13 protein-coding genes and 1 pseudogene are annotated in these 18,411 nt (G+C 69.1%); 6 read left to right on the top strand and 8 right to left on the bottom strand.

All coding sequences use genetic code 11. The features are described 5' to 3' along the window. Positions 1-166: 166 nt before the first annotated feature. The 3 genes from ACIPC1_RS05130 to ACIPC1_RS05120 are packed head-to-tail and all read left to right on the top strand — an operon-like array spanning position 167 to position 3,293. The gene (locus ACIPC1_RS05130) at positions 167-1,318 is read left to right on the top strand and encodes a Gfo/Idh/MocA family protein (protein ID WP_402513289.1); all 1,152 of its coding nucleotides are present in this window, start codon (positions 167-169) and stop codon (positions 1,316-1,318) included. Then, entirely contained in the window at positions 1,315-2,469 is a 1,155-nt protein-coding gene (locus tag ACIPC1_RS05125; RefSeq protein ID WP_402513287.1) for a dihydrodipicolinate synthase family protein, read from the top strand. Before ACIPC1_RS05130 ends, ACIPC1_RS05125 begins: the two co-directional genes overlap by 4 nt. A 26-nt stretch (positions 2,470-2,495) precedes the next feature. Beyond that, on the top strand, positions 2,496-3,293 hold the full coding sequence (locus ACIPC1_RS05120; RefSeq protein ID WP_402513431.1) for a sugar phosphate isomerase/epimerase family protein: 798 nt from the start codon (positions 2,496-2,498) through the stop codon (positions 3,291-3,293). A gap of 144 nt (positions 3,294-3,437) precedes the next feature. On the opposite strand, the pseudogene ACIPC1_RS05115 reads toward ACIPC1_RS05120, so the two are convergent. Together ACIPC1_RS05115 and ACIPC1_RS05110 are read right to left on the bottom strand one after the other, a co-directional pair. Then, positions 3,438-4,426 (bottom strand): annotated as a pseudogene (locus tag ACIPC1_RS05115) (AraC family transcriptional regulator). Positions 4,427-4,484: 58 nt separating this feature from the next. Continuing rightward, on the bottom strand, positions 4,485-4,700 hold the full coding sequence (locus ACIPC1_RS05110) for a hypothetical protein (RefSeq protein WP_402513285.1): 216 nt from the start codon (positions 4,698-4,700) through the stop codon (positions 4,485-4,487). 194 nt (positions 4,701-4,894) lie between these two features. Between ACIPC1_RS05110 and ACIPC1_RS05105 the strand changes: the two genes are divergently transcribed. Next, positions 4,895-5,257 carry a hypothetical protein gene (locus ACIPC1_RS05105; RefSeq protein WP_402513283.1) on the top strand — a complete coding sequence of 121 codons (363 nt, stop codon included), beginning with the start codon at positions 4,895-4,897 and terminating at the stop codon, positions 5,255-5,257. A 431-nt stretch (positions 5,258-5,688) separates the two neighbouring features. Here ACIPC1_RS05105 and rbsD read toward each other — a convergent pair whose 3' ends face one another. From rbsD to ACIPC1_RS05080, 5 genes are all read right to left on the bottom strand, one after another. Next, on the bottom strand, positions 5,689-6,078 hold the full coding sequence (gene rbsD, locus ACIPC1_RS05100; protein ID WP_384373580.1) for a D-ribose pyranase: 390 nt from the start codon (positions 6,076-6,078) through the stop codon (positions 5,689-5,691). Then, positions 6,075-6,977 (bottom strand): ribokinase, encoded by a 903-nt coding sequence (locus tag ACIPC1_RS05095; RefSeq protein WP_402513282.1) that lies wholly within the window; start codon positions 6,975-6,977, stop codon positions 6,075-6,077. The genes rbsD and ACIPC1_RS05095 overlap by 4 nt, the downstream gene beginning before the upstream one ends. A 34-nt stretch (positions 6,978-7,011) precedes the next feature. Further along, positions 7,012-8,961 (bottom strand): substrate-binding domain-containing protein, encoded by a 1,950-nt coding sequence (locus ACIPC1_RS05090; protein WP_402513281.1) that lies wholly within the window; start codon positions 8,959-8,961, stop codon positions 7,012-7,014. Continuing rightward, entirely contained in the window at positions 8,951-10,444 is a 1,494-nt protein-coding gene (locus ACIPC1_RS05085; RefSeq protein WP_402513428.1) for a sugar ABC transporter ATP-binding protein, read from the bottom strand. The genes ACIPC1_RS05090 and ACIPC1_RS05085 overlap by 11 nt, the downstream gene beginning before the upstream one ends. Before the next feature lie 143 nt (positions 10,445-10,587). After that, the gene (locus ACIPC1_RS05080; protein ID WP_402513279.1) at positions 10,588-11,616 is read right to left on the bottom strand and encodes a LacI family DNA-binding transcriptional regulator; all 1,029 of its coding nucleotides are present in this window, start codon (positions 11,614-11,616) and stop codon (positions 10,588-10,590) included. Between the two features lie 168 nt (positions 11,617-11,784). Here ACIPC1_RS05080 and ACIPC1_RS05075 point away from each other — a divergent pair, with 168 nt between their 5' ends. Both ACIPC1_RS05075 and ACIPC1_RS05070 read left to right on the top strand, forming a co-directional pair. Then, a complete protein-coding gene (locus ACIPC1_RS05075; protein WP_402513277.1) occupies positions 11,785-14,004 on the top strand; it encodes an ATP-dependent RecD-like DNA helicase in 2,220 nt (739 codons plus the stop codon). 251 nt (positions 14,005-14,255) lie between these two features. Then, on the top strand, positions 14,256-15,545 hold the full coding sequence (locus ACIPC1_RS05070; protein ID WP_384373596.1) for a citrate synthase: 1,290 nt from the start codon (positions 14,256-14,258) through the stop codon (positions 15,543-15,545). A gap of 616 nt (positions 15,546-16,161) precedes the next feature. Here ACIPC1_RS05070 and ACIPC1_RS05065 read toward each other — a convergent pair. After that, entirely contained in the window at positions 16,162-18,408 is a 2,247-nt protein-coding gene (locus ACIPC1_RS05065; RefSeq protein ID WP_402513275.1) for a heavy metal translocating P-type ATPase, read from the bottom strand. Positions 18,409-18,411: the final 3 nt, after the last annotated feature.

The following is an 18,411-nucleotide window of genomic DNA, read 5'->3' as shown; positions in this document are numbered from 1 at the left end:
CCCGCGTCCACCCGTCCGACGGATCGGACATCTCGTCCCCCTGCGGTCTTGTCCGATGGGCTCAGCAGAGGCTAGCTTCCTCCTGTGTAGAAAGCGCTTTCTAGTGCGCTCATCAGTTCGTCGATGGGGCGTACGGGGCGCGGAACCGGCGTACGAAGGGAATGACGTGACACGCAAGACGGTGCGTATCGCCATGAACGGCGTGACGGGGCGCATGGGTCACCGCCAGCACCTTGTCCGCTCGATCCTCGCCCTGCGCAAACAGGGCGGCCTCGACCTGGGCGACGGCACCGTGCTGTGGCCCGAACCCGTCCTCGTCGGCCGCCGCGAGTACGCCCTGAAGGCGCTCGCCGAGCAGCACGGCCTGGAGGAGTGGTCCACCGACCTGGACGCCGTTCTCGCCGACCCCACCATCGACCTCTACTTCGACGCGCAGGTCACCTCCGCCCGCGAGGAGGCGCTCAGGGCGGCGATCGCGGCGGGCAAGCACATCTACACCGAGAAGCCGACCGCGACCGGCCTCGACGGCGCGCTGGAACTGGCCCGCCTCGCTCACGACAGGGGCATCAAGCACGGCGTCGTCCAGGACAAGCTCTTCCTCCCCGGCCTGCTCAAGCTCAAGCGCCTCATCGACGGCGGCTTCTTCGGCCGGATCCTGTCCATCCGCGGGGAGTTCGGCTACTGGGTCTTCGAGGGCGACTGGCAGTCCGCCCAGCGGCCCTCCTGGAACTACCGTGCCGAGGACGGCGGCGGCATCGTCGTCGACATGTTCCCGCACTGGGAGTACGTGCTGCACGAGCTCTTCGGGCGGGTCACCTCCGTCCAGGCCCTCACCGCCACCCACATCCCGCAGCGTTGGGACGAGGGGGACAAGCCGTATGACGCGACGGCGGACGACGCGGCTTACGGCGTCTTCGAGTTGGAGAGTGGTGCGATCGCCCAGATCAACTCGTCGTGGGCCGTGCGCGTCCATCGCGACGAGCTCGTGGAGTTCCAGGTGGACGGTACGGAGGGGTCTGCGGTTGCCGGGTTGCGCAACTGCCGTGTGCAGCACCGAGGTTCGACCCCCAAGCCGGTCTGGAACCCCGACATCCCGGCCACCTACTCCTTCCGCGACCAGTGGCAGGAGGTCCCCGACAACACCGAGTTCGACAACGGGTTCAAGGCCCAGTGGGAGCTGTTCCTCCGGCACGTGTACGCCGATGCGCCCTACCGCTGGGACCTCCTGGCCGGCGCCCGCGGTGTCCAGCTCGCCGAACTCGGCCTGAAGTCCTCGGCCGAGGGCCGCCGTCTCGCCGTACCGGAGATCTCGCTGTGAGTGTCATCCAACTGCCGGGAACGGGAGGAGAGTTGCATGCCTATACACCGCGCTCCGAATCCCTCGTCCGCGCTGCCGGCGCGCCCTTCACCTCCCGTACGGTCTTCTCGGCGGCGCACGTCGTCGCCGACCCGTACGCGGACGTGTCCCCCGACTCGGCCGCGGCCGTCGACTGGGACGCGACCCTCGCCTTCCGGCGCCATCTGTGGTCCCACGGGCTCGGTGTCGCCGAGGCGATGGACACCGCGCAGCGGGGGATGGGCCTCGACTGGGCGGGCGCGGCGGAGCTGATCCGCCGGTCGGCCGCGGAGGCCAGGGCCGTCGGCGGGCGGATCGCGTGCGGCGTCGGCACGGACCAGCTCGCGGGGGGCTCGCCGGCCGAGATCCGGAAGGCTTACGAGGAGCAGCTGGCCCTCGTCGAGGAGTCGGGCGCCCAGGCGATCCTGATGGCCTCGCGGGCGCTGGCTGCGGCCGCCACCGGGCCCGAGGACTACCTGGAGGTGTACGGCCAGCTGCTCCGGCAGTCGTCCGAACCCGTGATCCTGCACTGGCTCGGGCCGATGTTCGACCCGGCGCTGGAGGGCTACTGGGGTTCCAGCGACCTGGACGCGGCCACGGAGGTTTTCCTCCAGGTCATCGCGGCCCACCCGGACAAGGTGGACGGCATCAAGGTCTCGCTGCTGGACGCCCGGCGCGAGATCGCGATCCGCCGCCGCCTCCCGCAGGGCGTGCGCTGCTACACCGGCGACGACTTCAACTACCCCGAGCTGATCGCGGGCGACGAACAGGGCTTCAGCCACGCGCTGTTGGGCATCTTCGACCCGCTGGGGCCGCTGGCGGCGGAGGCGGTACGTGCCCTGGACACCGGTGATGTGCAGGGCTTCCGTGAACTCCTCGACCCGACCGTCGAGTTGTCCCGGCACCTCTTCCAGGCCCCGACCCGCTTCTACAAGACGGGAGTTGTCTTCCTGGCGTGGCTCGCCGGTCACCAGTCCCACTTCACCATGGTCGGCGGTCTACAGTCGGCGCGCTCGCTCCCGCACTTCGCCCGCGCCTACGAACTGGCCGACGGCCTGGGCCTGTTCCCGAACCCGGAGCTGGCCGAGACGAGGATGAGGACGATGCTGTCCCTGTACGGAGTGGCTCGGTGAACCTGTCGCGATTCTCCATCAACCAGATGACGGTGAAGCAGCTGTCCATGCCCGAACTGGTCGATGCCTGTGTGGAGTTGGGCGTCCGGGGTGTCGGTCTCTGGCGCGAACCGGTCCAGGTGTACGGGCTCGACGCGACCGCCAAGCTGGTCCGTGACGCCGGTCTGGCGGTGACCACCCTGTGCCGGGGCGGCTTCCTCACGGCGACCGGTCCGGCCGAGCGGGCCGCCGCCCTGGCGGACAACCGCTCGGCGATCGATGAGGCGGTCACGCTCGGCACGGACACCCTGGTCCTGGTCTCCGGCGGACTGCCGCCCGGGGACAAGGACCTGCGCGGCGCGCGGGAGCGCATCGCGGACGCGCTGGGGGAGTTGGGCCCGTACGCTGCGGAACGGGGCGTACGCCTGGCCATCGAGCCGCTGCACCCCATGTACGCCTCGGACCGTTGTGTGGTGTCGACCCTGGCCCAGGCCCTGGACCTCGCGGAACGCTTCCCCGCGGACCAGGTCGGCGTCACGGTGGACACGTACCACATCTGGTGGGACGACACGGCTCCCGATCAGATCGCCCGCGCGGGCGCCGACGGCCGTATCCACACCTTCCAGCTCGCCGACTGGATCACCCCGTTGCCTGAGGGTGTCCTCAACGGACGCGGGCAGATCGGCGACGGCTCGATCGACATGCGGGAGTGGCGCTCGTACGTCGAGGCGGCGGGCTACACCGGTCCCATCGAAGTCGAGCTGTTCAACGACGGGTTGTGGGCGCGGGACGGGCGTGAGGTGCTGGCGGAGACGGCGGCGCGGTTCGTGGAGCACGCGGGGTAGGGCCGCCCACGGCGCGAGGCCCGGGGTGCGGGAATGTTCTGGTGTTCCATCCCTCCCCGGTAGGGATGGAACACCAGGTTCCAGAATGCGGGGTGATCCTGTGGCTGTCGTTGGCAGTGAGTCCACAGGTACTTGGCGTTGCGTCTACTTCCGTACAGCCGACGCCTGGAACCGGTACTCCTGGGGGGAGATCCCGTACGCGCTGCGGAAGACGCGGGTGAATCCGGAGCTGTGCGGGTTGCCCCAGCGGGAGGCGATGACGTGGATCGGGGTGGCGTGCAGTGCCGGGTCCGCCAGGTCGCGGCGGGCGGCCTCCAGACGTCGGCCGCGGATCCAGGCCGCGACCGTTTCGCCGCCCGCCTCCTCCTGGAAGAGGCGGTGCAGGTAGCTGAGGGAGATGTGGTGCGCGGCGGCGATGGTGGGCGGTGTCAGCTCGGGGTCGTGCAGGTTCTGGCGGATGAACGCCCGTATGCGCTCGGTCATGGCCCGGTGGCGGGTCTCCGGCGGCAGGGCCGCCTCCGCCTCCAGCAGCTGGGCGAACCAGGCTGACAGGAGGTCGACCAGGACCGTACCCAGGCGTGGCGCGTCGGACGGCTGGAGGGAGTCGGCTGCCTGTCCAGGCCGGTGAGGAAACCCGCCAGCAGGGCGCCGGTTCCCTCCCGCCCCGACAGCCGTCGGCCCAGCAGCTCCCTGATCCGGTCCTGGGGCAGGGGCAGCAGTGCCTTGGGGAAATCCACACCCACCCCCGTGACCACTTGGAGGTCCGAGGCGTCCGACGGTCCTACGTCGTAGGGCCGCGAGCTGTCGGACACCCACAGGTCGCGCGGGCCGTACATGTCGTTCCGCCCGGCGTGGTCGACGCCCAGCCCGCCGCCGAGCACCAGCGACAGGTGGAACAGCTCGGGGTCGGTCCGCAGCACCATCTTCTCGGTGCGCCGGAACCGAGTCGGCAGGAACGACGTCGGCCACACCATCACAGGACCTAGTTCCAGCAGCCGCTGCTCGGCCCAGAAGTCGGCGGCGTGCTCGCTGCTGATGTCGGTGGGCGTGATCGCCCTGTGGACCAGATCCCGCCAGTACTCGAACCTGTCCTCCGCGGGCACGTCCTCGCTCCGGAACACCGTCCCGATCATGCCGCCCCGTTCTTCCCCAAGTCCCCCTGCCCTGCGCTTCTTTCGGCGCAGTGGCACCTTATCTTCGCGGGGAGACCCGCAGGTCGGCGGATTCCGAGAGGAAGGCCCGGCGCGGGAAGCGCGCCGGGCCTTCCGGGTTCAGCAGTTCCGTCTCCTCGGGCAGGTCCGCGTCCAGGCGGGCGCCTGCGTTGCCGGTGGCTGTGTCGGTCGCGTGAAGTCGGGCGGCTGGTCCGGGGGAGTGCGCGGCCTGTTCCAGAAGTTTATCGAGACTCAATTCCACAGGCCTTTCAAATACGTGCAGATCAGGGTTGATGCATCTGACACGTTTCCTGTGATTTAGCTGTTGACCTGGTCTTTCTTGCGGATTGAGGGAACCGGAATTGCTTGGGCCGTGTCTGTATGGTCAAGTTCGCTGCAAGGGGTGTGCGGCGGGTTTCCAGAGAAAAGGCAATGACCAAGGAGTTCGCTGTGAACATTCGAATCGCCGCTGTTTCCCTCGCCACCGCCGCACTCGTCGCCGGAGGTGCCACGGCTGCCAACGCCGCCGTACCGACGGCGAAGGCTCCCGCCATCACCGTCTCGACAAGCACCACCAAGGCGAAGACCGGCCAGTCGATCACCGTCACCGGCCGTGTCACCGGTCTGAAGGACGGCAGCAAGGTGACCCTCCAGGAGAAGGTCAACGGCAAGTGGGTCACCCTCTCGGAGAGCGCCACCGTCAAGAAGGGCACCTACAAGATCTCCGACAAGCTCAAGACCAAGGGGACGGAGACCCTGCGCGTCGTCGACGGCAAGACGGTCTCCAAGACGGTGACCGTCACCGTCCGGTAACGCTCCGGTGGCGGAAAAACCCGCCACGGCGGTGTCGCCGCGCCCGCACCCTGCCCCACCTCTGCCGTCACGGGGTGGGGCAGGGCCGTCGGGCCCCTCTGCCGAGCCGGCCCGATTCCTTCGCGAAAGAATCTCAGAACTCCGTGCAACCGTTCCCCCACCTTGTGGGTCGTACATGGCATCAGGACTTCTGGAGGGGGATCTGGGGGGATCGCGGGGGTTCTGATGTGGAGGGGAACCCGAGGGGGGCCCGGTCGACGGACCGGACCCCCCTCGAAATACTTTCTGGTGCAGAAGGCCGGGTCCTGAAGACCGTGCCCGGAGGACTTGGCTGAAGCAGGCCGGTTCCGGAAGACCAGACTGAGCCAGGCCGTGCCCGGAAGACCTGGCTGAACCAGGCCTGGTTCAAAGGCCTGATTGAAAGGCCTGGTTCAGAAGAACACCCCGCACCGCAGCAGCACGTTCGCGTACGGCCGGGCCTCCCCGGTCCGTACGATCAGCCGCGCCCCCGCCGACAACGCCTTCAGCTCCTCGTGCGAGACCGTCCACAAACCCGGGAAGCGCGCTTCCAGCAGCGCCATGGCCTCCGGGTTGGCCTTGCGGACCTCGCGCGCGGCGGTGGCGCCCTCCAGCACCAGCTCGTCCAGCAGCCCGTCCAGCACCTCGGCGAAGGACGGCACCCCGGCCCGGAAGGCCAGGTCCACGACCCGCGGCCCCGCCGGTATCGGCATCCCCGCGTCGCACACCAGAACCCCGTCACCGTGGCCCAACTCGGCCAGCGCGCCCGCGAGATGACGGTTCAGAATTCCGGCCTTCTTCACAGAGAAGCGACCTCCTCCGCCGTCGGGAAGGACTCCTGCGCCCCGGCCCGCGTGACCGCCGCGGCCCCGACCCGGGCGGCGTACGCGGCGGCCTCGGCCAGCGACTCCCCGCGCCCCAGCCGCCAGGCCAGCGCCGCGGTGAACGCGTCGCCCGCCCCGGTCGTGTCCACGGCCTCGACCCGCACGGACGGCACCCGGACCCGGGCCCCGGCCCGCTGGGCGACCAGCGCGCCCTGCTCGCCCAGCGTGATGACCACGGAGCTCGGGCCGAGAGCGAGCAGGCGCCGCGCCCAGTCCTCGGGCTCCGGACCCGCGTCCGCGCCGATCAGCACCCGCGCCTCGTGCTCGTTCACGATCAGCGGGTCGCAGGCCGCCAGCACCTCGCGGGGCAACGGCCGGGGCGGTGACGGATTCAGTACGAAACGGCTGTCGTCGGCGAGATTCCGTACGACCTCCACGACGGTCTCCAACGGGATCTCCAACTGCGCCGACACCACCCGGGAGGCCTGGAAGAGGCTCCCGGCCGCGCGGATGTCCCCGGGCGTCAGCCGTCCGTTCGCGCCGGGCGAGACCACGATGCTGTTGTCCCCGGACGGATCCACCGTGATCAGCGCGACCCCGGTGGGCGCCCCGCCGACCAGGACGCCCACGGTGTCGACACCGGCCGCCCGCTGCGAGTCGAGCAGCAGCCGCCCGTGCGCGTCGTTGCCGACGCGGGCCAACAGGGCCGTACGGGCGCCGAGTCGGGCGGCGGCGACGGCCTGGTTGGCGCCCTTGCCGCCGGGGTGGACGGTCAGGTCGGAGCCGAGCACCGTCTCCCCGGCCGCGGGCCTTCGCTCGACACCGATCACCAGGTCGGCGTTGGCCGAACCCACGACCAGCAGGTCGTAGTCGTACATGAAGTGTCTCCCCACAATGGTGACTTGACCGCTGTCAGCCGGTGAACCCGGCCACGTTCTCCTTCGTGACGACCTTCACCGGCACCTTCACCGTCGTCTGTACCTTCTTGCCCTGTGCGGCGCGCAGCGCGTTGTCCACGGCGATCTTCCCGAGCTGACTCGGCTGCTGCGCCACGGACGCGTACAGACTGCCCTGCTTGACCGCGGTCAGACCGTCGGGCGTGCCGTCGAAGCCGACGACCGAGACCGACGTGCCGGCCTTGGAGCCCAGTGCCTTGATCGCGCCGAGCGCCATCTCGTCGTTGGCGGCGATGACGCCCTGGACGTCGGGGTGGGCCTGGAGCAGGTTCGACATCACGTCGAGGCCCTTGGTGCGGTCGAAGTCGGCCGGCTGCTGGGCGAGGACCTGGATGCCGGGGTAGGCCTTGAGACCGTCGGCGAAGCCCTGGGCGCGCTCGCGGGCGGCCGATGTGCCCGCCTGGCCCTGGAGGATCACGATCTTGCCGGTGCCGCCGAGCTTCTCGGCGATCGTCTTGGCGGCGAGTTCACCGCCGGCGATGTTGTCGGAGGCGACCAGCGTGTCCACGGTCGCCTTGTTGACGTCTCGGTCGACGGCGATCACGGGGATCTTCGCCTTGTCGGCGGCCTTCACGGAGTTGCTCGCCGCGTCCGAGTCCACCGGGTTGACGATGATCGCGCCGTAGTTCGAACTGGTGAAGTTCTGGAGTTGGTTGGCCTGCTGGGAGGCGTCGTTCTGGGCGTCCGTGACCGTCAGGTCCAGGCCCAGCTTCTTCGCCTCGGCCTGGGCGCCCGCCCGGATCTGCACGAAGAACGGGTTGTTGAGCGTGGAGAGGGACAGGCCGACCTTGGGTTTTGTGCTCGTGGAGGAGTCGTTGTGCAGGAAGGAGGTCGCGCCGACGATCGCCACCGTGACCACGGCCGCGAGCACGTACGTCGTGGCCTGCCTGCCGTTGCCGCCGCCGCCCGCGCCGGCGCCCACCGGCGTGGCACCGGCCTTGCGGCGCACGGTGTCGAGCAGCACCGCGAGCGCGATGACGACACCGATGACGACCTGCTGCCAGAAGGCGGACACGGAGAGGAGGTTGAGCCCATTACGCAGCACCGCCAGGATCAGCGCGCCGATCAGGGTTCCGGACGCCTTGCCGGTGCCGCCCGCGAGGGAGGCGCCGCCGATGACGACCGCGGCGATCGCGTCCAGTTCGTAGCCGTCGGCGGCCTGCGGCTGCGCGGAGGAGAGCCGGGAGGCGAGGACGATGCCCGCGGCGGCGGCGAAGACGCCGGAGAAGGCGTAGATGGCGAGCTTCTGCCTGGACACGCGCAGCCCCGACAGGCGCGCGGCCTCCTCGTTGCCGCCGATCGCGTACATGGAGCGGCCGATGTACGTCCGGCCGAGCACGAAGGCCGCGATGAGCCCCATCACGATCATGACGAGGACCGGCACCGGCAGCCAGCCGCCCAGGGTGTCGCCGAGGTGCGAGACCGAGGCCGGGAAGGCGATCGGGGAGCCCTGGGAGATCACCAGGGACAGACCGCGGGCCACCGACAGCATGGCCAGCGTCGCGATGAACGGCGGCAGCTTGCCGTAGGCGATGAGGAAGCCGTTGATCAGGCCGGCCGCGATGCCGGTGGCGATGGCCAGCAGAACGGCCAGGACGACCGGCACACCGTGTGAAGTGGCGCTCCAGGCAAGGACCGTGGCCGACAGGGCCGCCACCGAGCCGACCGACAGGTCGATGCCCGCCGAGACGATCACGAAGGTCACGCCGAAGGCGAGGATGGCGGTCACGGCCGCCTGCACGCCGACGTTGAGGAGGTTGTCGGTGGTCAGGAAGTCGCCGGACAGCGCCGACATGGCGACGACCAGGACGATGAGCGCGGTGAGCGCGCCGTTGTCGAGCAGGAGCCGGCGGATTCCCGAGGCGCCACTCGCGCCCGTCGTGCTCAGATGCGTGTCAGTGGCCACGGTGGCCCTCCACAGCGGTAGTTGCTTGGGTCGGTGTGCTGACGGCGAGTGCCATCACGGAGTCCTGGGTCGCCTCGTCGGCGGACAGCTCGCCCGCGATCCGGCCCTGTGCCATCACCAGCACCCGGTCGCTCATGCCGAGGACCTCCGGCAGATCACTGGAGATCATCAGCACCGCGGCACCGGCCGCCGTCAACTCGTTGATCAGCTGGTAGATCTCGACCTTGGCGCCGACGTCGATACCGCGCGTCGGCTCGTCGAGGATCAGCACCTTGGTGTCGGCGAGCAGCCACTTGCCGATGACGACTTTCTGCTGGTTGCCGCCGGACAACGTCCGTACGTGCTGGGCGAGTCCGGCCATCCGTACGCCCAGCTTCTCGGCGATACCGGCGGCGGCCTCGCGTTGCCCCTTGAGGTCCACCAGGCCACCCTTGGTGGCGGCCCGCATGGTGACGAGCCCGAGGTTCTCCTCCACCGACTGGTCGAGCACCAGCCCCTGGCCCTTGCGGTCCTCGGGCACCAGCCCGATGCCCGCGGTCATCGCCGCGCTGACGTCGTGCCCGGGGACGGAGGCACCGGAGACCCTGACAGCCCCCTTGTCGTACGGATCGGCCCCGAAGACCGCCCGGACGACCTCCGTACGACCGGCCCCGACGAGCCCGGCGATGCCGACGACCTCACCGGCCCGTACCTCGAAGCTCACGTCGTGGAAGACACCGTCCCGGGTCAGCCCCTCGACCGTGAGCAACGCGGCCCCGGCGTCGGCCCGTTCGCGCGGGTACTGCTGCTCGATGGAACGGCCCACCATGAGCCGTACGAGCTCGTCCTGGGGCGTGGAAGCGGGCACCTGGCCGACGCTCCTGCCGTCGCGGATGACCGTGACCCGGTCGCCGATGGCGGCGATCTCCTCCAGGTGATGGGTGATGAACACGATCCCGACGCCGTCCTCGCGGAGCAGACGCACGATCGCGAAGAGCTTCTCGACCTCCTCGGAGGTGAGCACGGCGGTCGGCTCGTCCATGATCAGCACGCGCGCGTCCAGGCTCAGCGCCTTCGCGATCTCGACCATCTGGAGGCGTGCGATACCGAGTTCACGCACCCGCGCCCGGGGGGACACGTTCACCCCGACCCGATCGAGGAGCAGGGCGGCCTCGGCTTCCATCGTCCTCCGGTCGATCATCCCGAAGCGGCGCGGCTGCCTCCCCAGGAAGATGTTCTCGGCGACCGTCAGATCGGGGACGAGATTGAACTCCTGGTAGATGGTCGCGATCCCGAGACGCTCGGAGTCCTGCGCCCCCTGGATACGGACCTCCTCGCCGTCCACGAGGACCCGCCCGGCGTCCGGGTGGTAGGCGCCGGAGAGCATCTTGATGAGGGTGCTCTTGCCCGCGCCGTTCTCGCCGAGCAGTACGTGCACCTCACCGCGGCGCAGATCGAAGTCCACGCTGTCGAGCGCGACGACGCCGGGAAAGGTCTTGCGCATGCCCTCGATACGCAGCAGTTCGTCTGAATCGGCAAGCGGCGACTGCGGCAACTGCGGCAACTGCGGCGACTGCGGCAACTTGTTCGCATCGGTGCGAGGTGGCTCGTCCGAGTCGCTACCGGGCAACTCGTCTGGGCGGCGGCTCACGGGTTGCTCCTCTCTGTGACGGGTTCTGTGACAGGGGCCTCGCCGCACGAGCGGCGTACGACGAGACGGGCGGGGAGGGTGACCGACTGCGGGGGCCGCCCCTCGATGCGGTCGATCAGGGCGCGTACGGCGGTCCGGCCCAGTTCGCCCGTCGGCTGGGCGATCGCGGTGATCGGCGGATCGGTGTGCACGAACCAGGGGATGTCGTCGAACGCGGCGAGTGCGATGTCGTGAGGAATCCGCATCCCGCGCGCGCGGACCGCGTCCAGCGCGCCGAGCGCCATCAGGTTGTCGGCGGCGAAGACGACTTCGGGCGGCTCGGGGAGTTCGAGGAACCGCTCGGTGGCCCGGCGCCCGCTCTCGGCCTGGAAATCGCCCTGCCCCATGTAGGCGTCGGGGAGCGGAAGCCCGTACTCGGCCAGGGCCTCCCTGAAGGCCTCGACCCGCTCGCTGCCGGTCGTGGTGGCCGCCGGGCCCGTGATGATGGCGAGCCTGCGGTGCCCGAGCCCGTGCAGATGGGCGACGAGATCGCGTACCGCCGCACGCCCGTCCGCCCGTACGACGGGCACGTCCAGGCCCGGGATCCAGCGGTCCACGAAGACCATCGGGGTCCCCGCGCGCGCGACGTCCAGCATTCCGGGGGAGCCGCCGTCGGTGGGGGAGACCAGGAGGCCGTCGATGCGCCGGTCCAGCAGGGTCCGTACGTGGTGATCCTGAAGGTCGGGACGTTCGTCGGCGTTTCCGATGATCACGCTGTAGCCGAGGGTGCGGGCCGCCTCCTCGACGGAGCGGGCCAGTTCGGTGAAGTACGGGTTCATCACGTCGCTGATGACCAGGCCGAGGGTGCGGGTCCGGTCGGTGCGCAGGGAGCGGGCGACGGCGTTCGGGCGGTAGCCCAGAATCTCCACGGCGGTCAGCACACGCACGCGTGCGTCCACGCTGACCGACGGATGGTCGTTCAGGACCCGCGAGACCGTGGCGACGGATACGCCGGCCTCGGCGGCAACGTCCTTGATGCTCGCCATCGCCGCTCCACCTCCTTGTGGAATCGATTACACGGAGGATTGGAATCGATTCCACCGGCGATGACAAGACCCTGAGACCGGATCGTGATGAAGCGAGCCGACGGAGCGCGGCGGCGGAATTGTTCACAGGCGTCCCGGGCTGTCAGACCTGGGCGGTAGCGTCGGATCATGTCTCAGCTGGCTGTCCTGGAGGGCGTGCTCGAACGGATCACGTACGCCAACGAGGAGAACGGATACACCGTCGCGCGGGTCGACACCGGCCGCGGCGGCGGCGACCTGCTCACCGTCGTGGGCTCGCTGCTCGGTGCGCAGGCGGGGGAGTTGCTCCGCATGGAAGGCCGCTGGGGTTCCCATCCCCAGTTCGGCAAGCAGTTCACGGTGGAGAACTACACAACCGTTCTCCCAGCCACCATCCAGGGCATCCGCCGCTATCTCGGCTCGGGCCTGGTCAAGGGCATCGGCCCGGTCTTCGCCGACCGCATCACCCAGCACTTCGGCCTGGACACCCTCCAGATCATCGAGGAGGAGCCGAAGCGGCTCATCGAGGTCCCCGGTCTCGGCCCCAAGCGCACCAAGAAGATCGCCGACGCCTGGGAGGAGCAGAAGGCGATCAAGGAGGTCATGCTCTTCCTCCAGACCGTCGAGGTGTCCACGTCCATCGCGGTCCGCATCTACAAGAAGTACGGCGACGCGTCGATCTCCGTGGTCAAGAACCAGCCCTACCGGCTCGCGTCGGACGTCTGGGGCATCGGTTTCCTCACCGCCGACAAGATCGCCCAGTCCGTCGGCATCCCGCACGACAGTCCGGAGCGCGTCAAGGCCGGTCTTCAGTACGCCCTTTCGCAGTCCACCGACCAGGGCCACTGCTACCTCCCCGAGGAGCGGCTGATCGCGGACGCGGTGAAGCTGCTCCAGGTGGACACGGGCCTTGTCATCGAGTGCCTCGCGGAGCTGGCGGCACCTTCCGAGGAGGGCGAGGACCCCGGTGTCGTCCGGGAGAAGGTGCCGGGCCCGGACGGCGTCCCGGTGACGGCCATCTACCTGGTGCCCTTCCACCGCGCCGAACTCTCCCTCTCGGCCCAGCTGTTGCGCCTCCTGCGCACCGACCAGGACCGGATGCCCGGTTTCCATGACGTGGTGTGGGACAAGGCACTGGCCTGGCTGAAGGGGCGTACGGGCACGGAGTTGGCGCCCGAGCAGGAGGACGCGGTCCGGCTCGCGCTCACCAAGAAGGTCGCCGTGCTCACCGGCGGCCCCGGCTGCGGCAAGTCGTTCACGGTCCGCTCGATCGTGGAACTGGCGCGCGCCAAGCAGGCGAAGGTCGTCCTGGCCGCCCCCACGGGCCGCGCCGCCAAGCGTCTCGCCGAGCTGACCGGCGCCGACGCCTCCACCGTGCACCGGCTCCTGGAGCTGAAGCCGGGCGGCGACGCGGCCTACGACAAGGACCGGCCGCTGGACGCCGACCTGGTGGTGGTGGACGAGGCCTCGATGCTCGACCTCCTCCTCGCCAACAAGCTGGTCAAAGCGGTGCCTCCGGGCGCGCACCTCCTCTTCGTGGGAGACGTCGACCAGCTTCCCAGCGTCGGCGCCGGCGAGGTGCTGCGCGATCTGCTCGCCGACGGCGGCCCGGTCCCGGCGGTCCGCCTCACCCGGGTCTTCCGCCAGGCCCAGCAGTCCGGGGTGGTGACGAACGCGCACCGGATCAACTCCGGGCAGCACCCGCACACGGAGAACATGAAGGACTTCTTCCTCTTCGTCGAGGACGAGACCGAGGAGGCGGGCCGGCTCGCGGTGGACGTGGCGGCGCGGCGGATTCCGGCCAAGTTCGGGCTCGACCCGCGCCGCGATGTGCAGGTCCTCGCGCCGATGCACCGGGGCCCGGCAGGAGCGGGAGTTCTGAACGGCCTTCTCCAGCAGGCCATCACACCCGCCCGCCCCGACCTCCCCGAAAAGCGCTTCGGCGGCCGGGTCTTCCGCGTCGGCGACAAGGTCACCCAGATCCGCAACAACTACGAGAAGGGCGAGAACGGCGTCTTCAACGGCACGGTCGGAGTCGTCACCTCCCTCGACGTGGAGGAGCAGCGTCTGACGGTGCTGACGGACGAGGACGAGGAGGTGCCGTACGACTTCGACGAACTCGACGAGCTGGCGCATGCGTACGCGATGACCATCCACCGCTCGCAGGGCAGCGAGTACCCGGCGGTGGTGATCCCGGTGACCACGAGCGCGTGGATGATGCTCCAGCGCAACCTCCTCTACACGGCCGTCACCCGCGCCAAGAAGCTGGTCGTCCTCGTCGGCTCCCGCAAGGCGATAGGCCAGGCGGTCCGTACGGTGTCCGCCGGACGGCGGTGCACGGCCCTGGACTTCCGCCTGGCGCAGGCCTGATGGCTCCCGGGGAGCCTCGTGGGAGCCCTCGTACGGCCCCTCGTGAAAAATGATCGATCAAACGAGTCGCAAAGGTCACACAGCACTTCCGGAACCAGGGCGAAGGGGGGCAGGATGAGTAAGTTGGCGGCACTCAGTGCCGCCAATAGGCCCAATGGTCGACCCCGAGTGCACTCTCCAGGGCCAAATGGGGGATGGTAGAGACAGTCAGGGCACCTCGAAGAAGAGGGACAACGTCGGTGAGGGATGACGTGAGCGACAACTCTGTAGTAGTGCGTTACGGCGATGGCGAGTACACCTACCCGGTGATCGACAGCACCGTCGGCGACAAGGGCTTCGACATCGGGAAGCTGCGCGCACAGACGGGTCTGGTGACGCTGGACAGCGGATACGGGAACACCGCCGCCTATAAATCCGCGATCACCTATCTCGACGGTGAGCAGGGCATCCTCCGGTACCGCGGGTACCCGATCGAGCAGCTCGCCGAGCAGTCCACCTTCCTTGAGGTGGCCTCGCTGCTGATCAACGGCGAACTGCCGAACGTGGACGAGCTCTCCACCTTCAAGAACGAGATCACGCAGCACACCCTGCTGCACGAGGACGTCAAGCGTTTCTTCCAGGGCTTCCCGCGCGACGCCCACCCGATGGCGATGCTGTCGTCGGTGGTCAGCGCCCTGTCGACGTTCTACCAGGACAGTCACAACCCGTTCGACGAGAAGCAGCGGCACCTCTCGACGATCCGCCTTCTCGCCAAGCTTCCGACGATCGCGGCGTACGCGTACAAGAAGTCGATCGGCCACCCCTTCGTCTACCCGCGCAACGACCTCGGGTACGTCGAGAACTTCCTCCGCATGACGTTCTCGGTCCCGGCGCAGGAGTACGAGCCCGACCCGGTCGTCGTCTCCGCGCTGGAGAAGCTGCTCATCCTGCACGCGGATCACGAGCAGAACTGTTCGACCTCCACGGTCCGCCTGGTCGGCTCCTCGCAGGCGAACATGTTCGCCTCGATCTCGGCCGGCATCTCCGCCCTCTGGGGCCCGCTGCACGGTGGCGCCAACGCGTCCGTCCTGGAGATGCTGGAAGGCATCCAGGCCAACGGCGGCGACGTCGACTCCTTCATCCGCAAGGTGAAGAACAAGGAGGACGGCGTCCGCCTGATGGGCTTCGGCCACCGGGTGTACAAGTCCTTCGACCCGCGCGCGAAGATCATCAAGGCCGCCGCGCACGACGTCCTCTCGGCCCTCGGCAAGTCCGACGAGCTGCTGGACATCGCCCTCAAGCTGGAAGAGCACGCGCTCTCCGACGAGTACTTCGTCTCGCGCAACCTCTACCCGAACGTGGACTTCTACACCGGCCTGATCTACCGCGCCATGGGCTTCCCGACCGAGATGTTCACGGTCCTCTTCGCCCTGGGCCGCCTCCCGGGCTGGATCGCCCAGTGGCACGAGATGATCAAGGAGCCCGGCTCCCGCATCGGCCGCCCCCGCCAGATCTACACGGGCGAGGTCCTGCGCGACTTCGTCCCGGTCGAGAGCCGCTAACCAGGCCCGGGTCACTCACGGTGCTCTGAGGCGAACGCAGCCACGCGAGTCGCATGGCTGCACGAGCCACAGAAAAATGGCTGCACGAGCCACAAAAATACGGAAAGCGCCCTGCTACCGGTCCCCCCACGGGCCGGCAGTCAGGGCGCTTTCCTTGTCCCGGTGCGGATTCCCCCCACGGGATCCGGCCGGGCGTCTGTGGACAGCGCCTGAATCGCTGTGATCTTGCTACGGGCTGATTGCGAACTGGTTGCGAGCAAAACGAGCAAAACTTCGGTCACGCCGGTGCGGTTGGCCGGGACGCGTACCTCCGGGAGGGCCGCTCAAAGCTCCCCGGTGTACGTGCCCCGGCAACGCAGTTCCAGGAACGTCCCCCAAGACATCCCCAGATGTCAGTCACGCCCCCCAAGACGCTTCTGACATCGCCAACTTAGACTCACGAACCCCTTCGATGGTTACGTTCACATCACTGTGACCTGCGTCTCTTGCATATGTCCTGAAGATAGGCAAGAGACCCATATGCGAATCGGAGCCCAAGCGTAAGGAAGATGCGCGAGCCTTGTGAAGAGCTTATGTGAGGCTCTCTCCGGACTCTAGGGGGGCTCTCACTCGAACATCATGAGAATGCTTTGAGCCGGAGGCTGTTCGTCACCACGAACACCGACGAGAAGGCCATCGCCGCCCCCGCGATCATGGGGTTGAGCAGCCCCATCGCCGCCAGCGGCAGCGCCGCCACGTTGTATCCGAACGCCCAGACGAGATTCCCCTTGATGATGGCGAGGGTCCGGCGCGACAGCCGGATCGCGTCCGCGGCCACCCGTAGATCCCCGCGTACGAGCGTGAGATCGCTCGCCTCGATCGCCGCGTCCGTGCCGGTGCCCATCGCCAGACCCAGGTCGGCGGTGGCAAGGGCTGCCGCGTCATTCACCCCGTCCCCCACCATCGCGACGCTCCGCCCCTGACCCTGGAGCCGCTTGACGACGTCGACCTTGTCCTCGGGCAGCACCTCGGCGATCACGTCCCCGGCGTCGATCCCGACGGCACGCGCCACGGACTCGGCGACCGCCCGGTTGTCGCCGGTCAGCAGCATCGGCGTGAGCCCGAGGGCGCGCAGTGCGCGTACGGCCTCGGCGCTGGTCTCCTTGACCGCGTCGGCGACGGTCAGCACGCCGATCGCCGCACCGTCCCGGGTGACCACGACGGCCGTACGTCCTTCCGCCTCGGCCGTCGACTTGGCCCGCGCCAACTCGGCGGGGAGTACGTCCTCGAACCGGCCCACCGTGACCTCGTGACCCTCCACGCGCCCGCGCACACCCCGCCCCGGAACGTTCACGAAGTGCTCCGGCGGCGAAAACGCGCCAACGCGCTCCTGAGCGCCCGCGGCGACCGCCTGGGCAATCGGATGCTCCGAGGCGCCCTCCAGGGCGCCTGCGAGCCGCAGAACCTCGTTCTCGGCGGTGCCCTCGGCGACGTAGAGCTCTTGAAGTTTCATCCGTCCGGTCGTCACCGTCCCGGTCTTGTCCAGGACGACGGTGTCGACGCGGCGCGTGGACTCCAGGACCTCGGGTCCCTTGATGAGGATGCCGAGCTGCGCGCCGCGTCCCGTGCCGACCATCAGGGCGGTCGGCGTGGCGAGCCCCAGCGCGCACGGGCAGGCGATGATCAGTACCGCGACGGCGGCGGTGAAGGCGGCGACCGTGTCACCGGTGACCGCCAGCCAGACACCGAAGGTGCCGAGCGCGATCAGCAGCACCGCCGGAACGAAGATCCCGGAGATCCGGTCGGCGAGCCGCTGCACCTCGGCCTTGCCGTTCTGCGCGTCCTCCACGAGCCGCGCCATCCGCGCGAGTTGGGTGTCCGCGCCGACCCGGCTCGCCTCGACGACCAGCCGCCCCCCGGCGTTCACGGTCGCGCCGGTCACCGCGTCACCGGCCGCCACGTCGACCGGCACCGACTCGCCGGTCAGCATCGAGGCGTCGACGGCCGAGACGCCCTCGACGACGGTGCCGTCCGTGGCGATCTTCTCGCCGGGCCGTACGACGAAACGGTCCCCGACGGCCAACAGGTCCACCGGGACACGTACTTCACGGCCGTCCCGCAGCACGGACACGTCCTTCGCGCCCAGCTCCATCAAGGCTCGCAGCGCGGCCCCCGCCTGCCGCTTGGAGCGGGCCTCCAGATAGCGGCCGAGCAGGATGAACGCGACGACACCGGCGGCGACTTCGAGATAGATCGCCGAGGTCCCCTCCGTACGGGAGACGGTGAACGAGAAGCTCTCCTGCATGCCCTCCATCCCCGCGTCCCCGAAGAACAGCGCCCACAGGGACCAGCCGAACGCGGCCAGCGTGCCGATCGAGATGAGGGTGTCCATGGTGGCCGCGCCGTGCCGCGCATTGGTGAACGCGGCCCTGTGGAACGGGAGTCCGCCCCACACGACGACGGGCGCGGCGAGCGTCAGCGCCAGCCACTGCCAGTTGTCGAACTGGAGCGCAGGGATCATCGACAGGAGGACCACGGGGAGGGCGAGGAGGACGGAGACGACAAGCCGCTCGCGCAGGGCGGCCAGTTCGGGGTCGCGCTCGCCGACGGTCTCCTTCGCGGGCTCCGGCGGCGCGGGCTCCTCGGCCGTGTACCCGGTCTTCACCACGGTGGCGATCAGATCGGCGACCCGCACCCCCACCGGGTACGCGACCTTCGCCTTCTCCGTCGCGTAGTTGACGGTGGCGGTGACGCCGTCCATGCGGTTGAGCTTCTTCTCGACGCGGGCCGCGCAGGAGGCACAGGTCATGCCCCCGATGGCGAGCTCGACCTCCGACGTGCCGGCGGTCTCCGTTATGGATGTCTCGGGTGCTGCGATGGTCATGGT

It is taken from the genome of Streptomyces sp. NPDC087263, from assembly GCF_044744645.1.
Lineage (GTDB): Bacteria > Actinomycetota > Actinomycetes > Streptomycetales > Streptomycetaceae > Streptomyces.
This window is presented reverse-complemented; position numbering and strand designations above follow the sequence as displayed.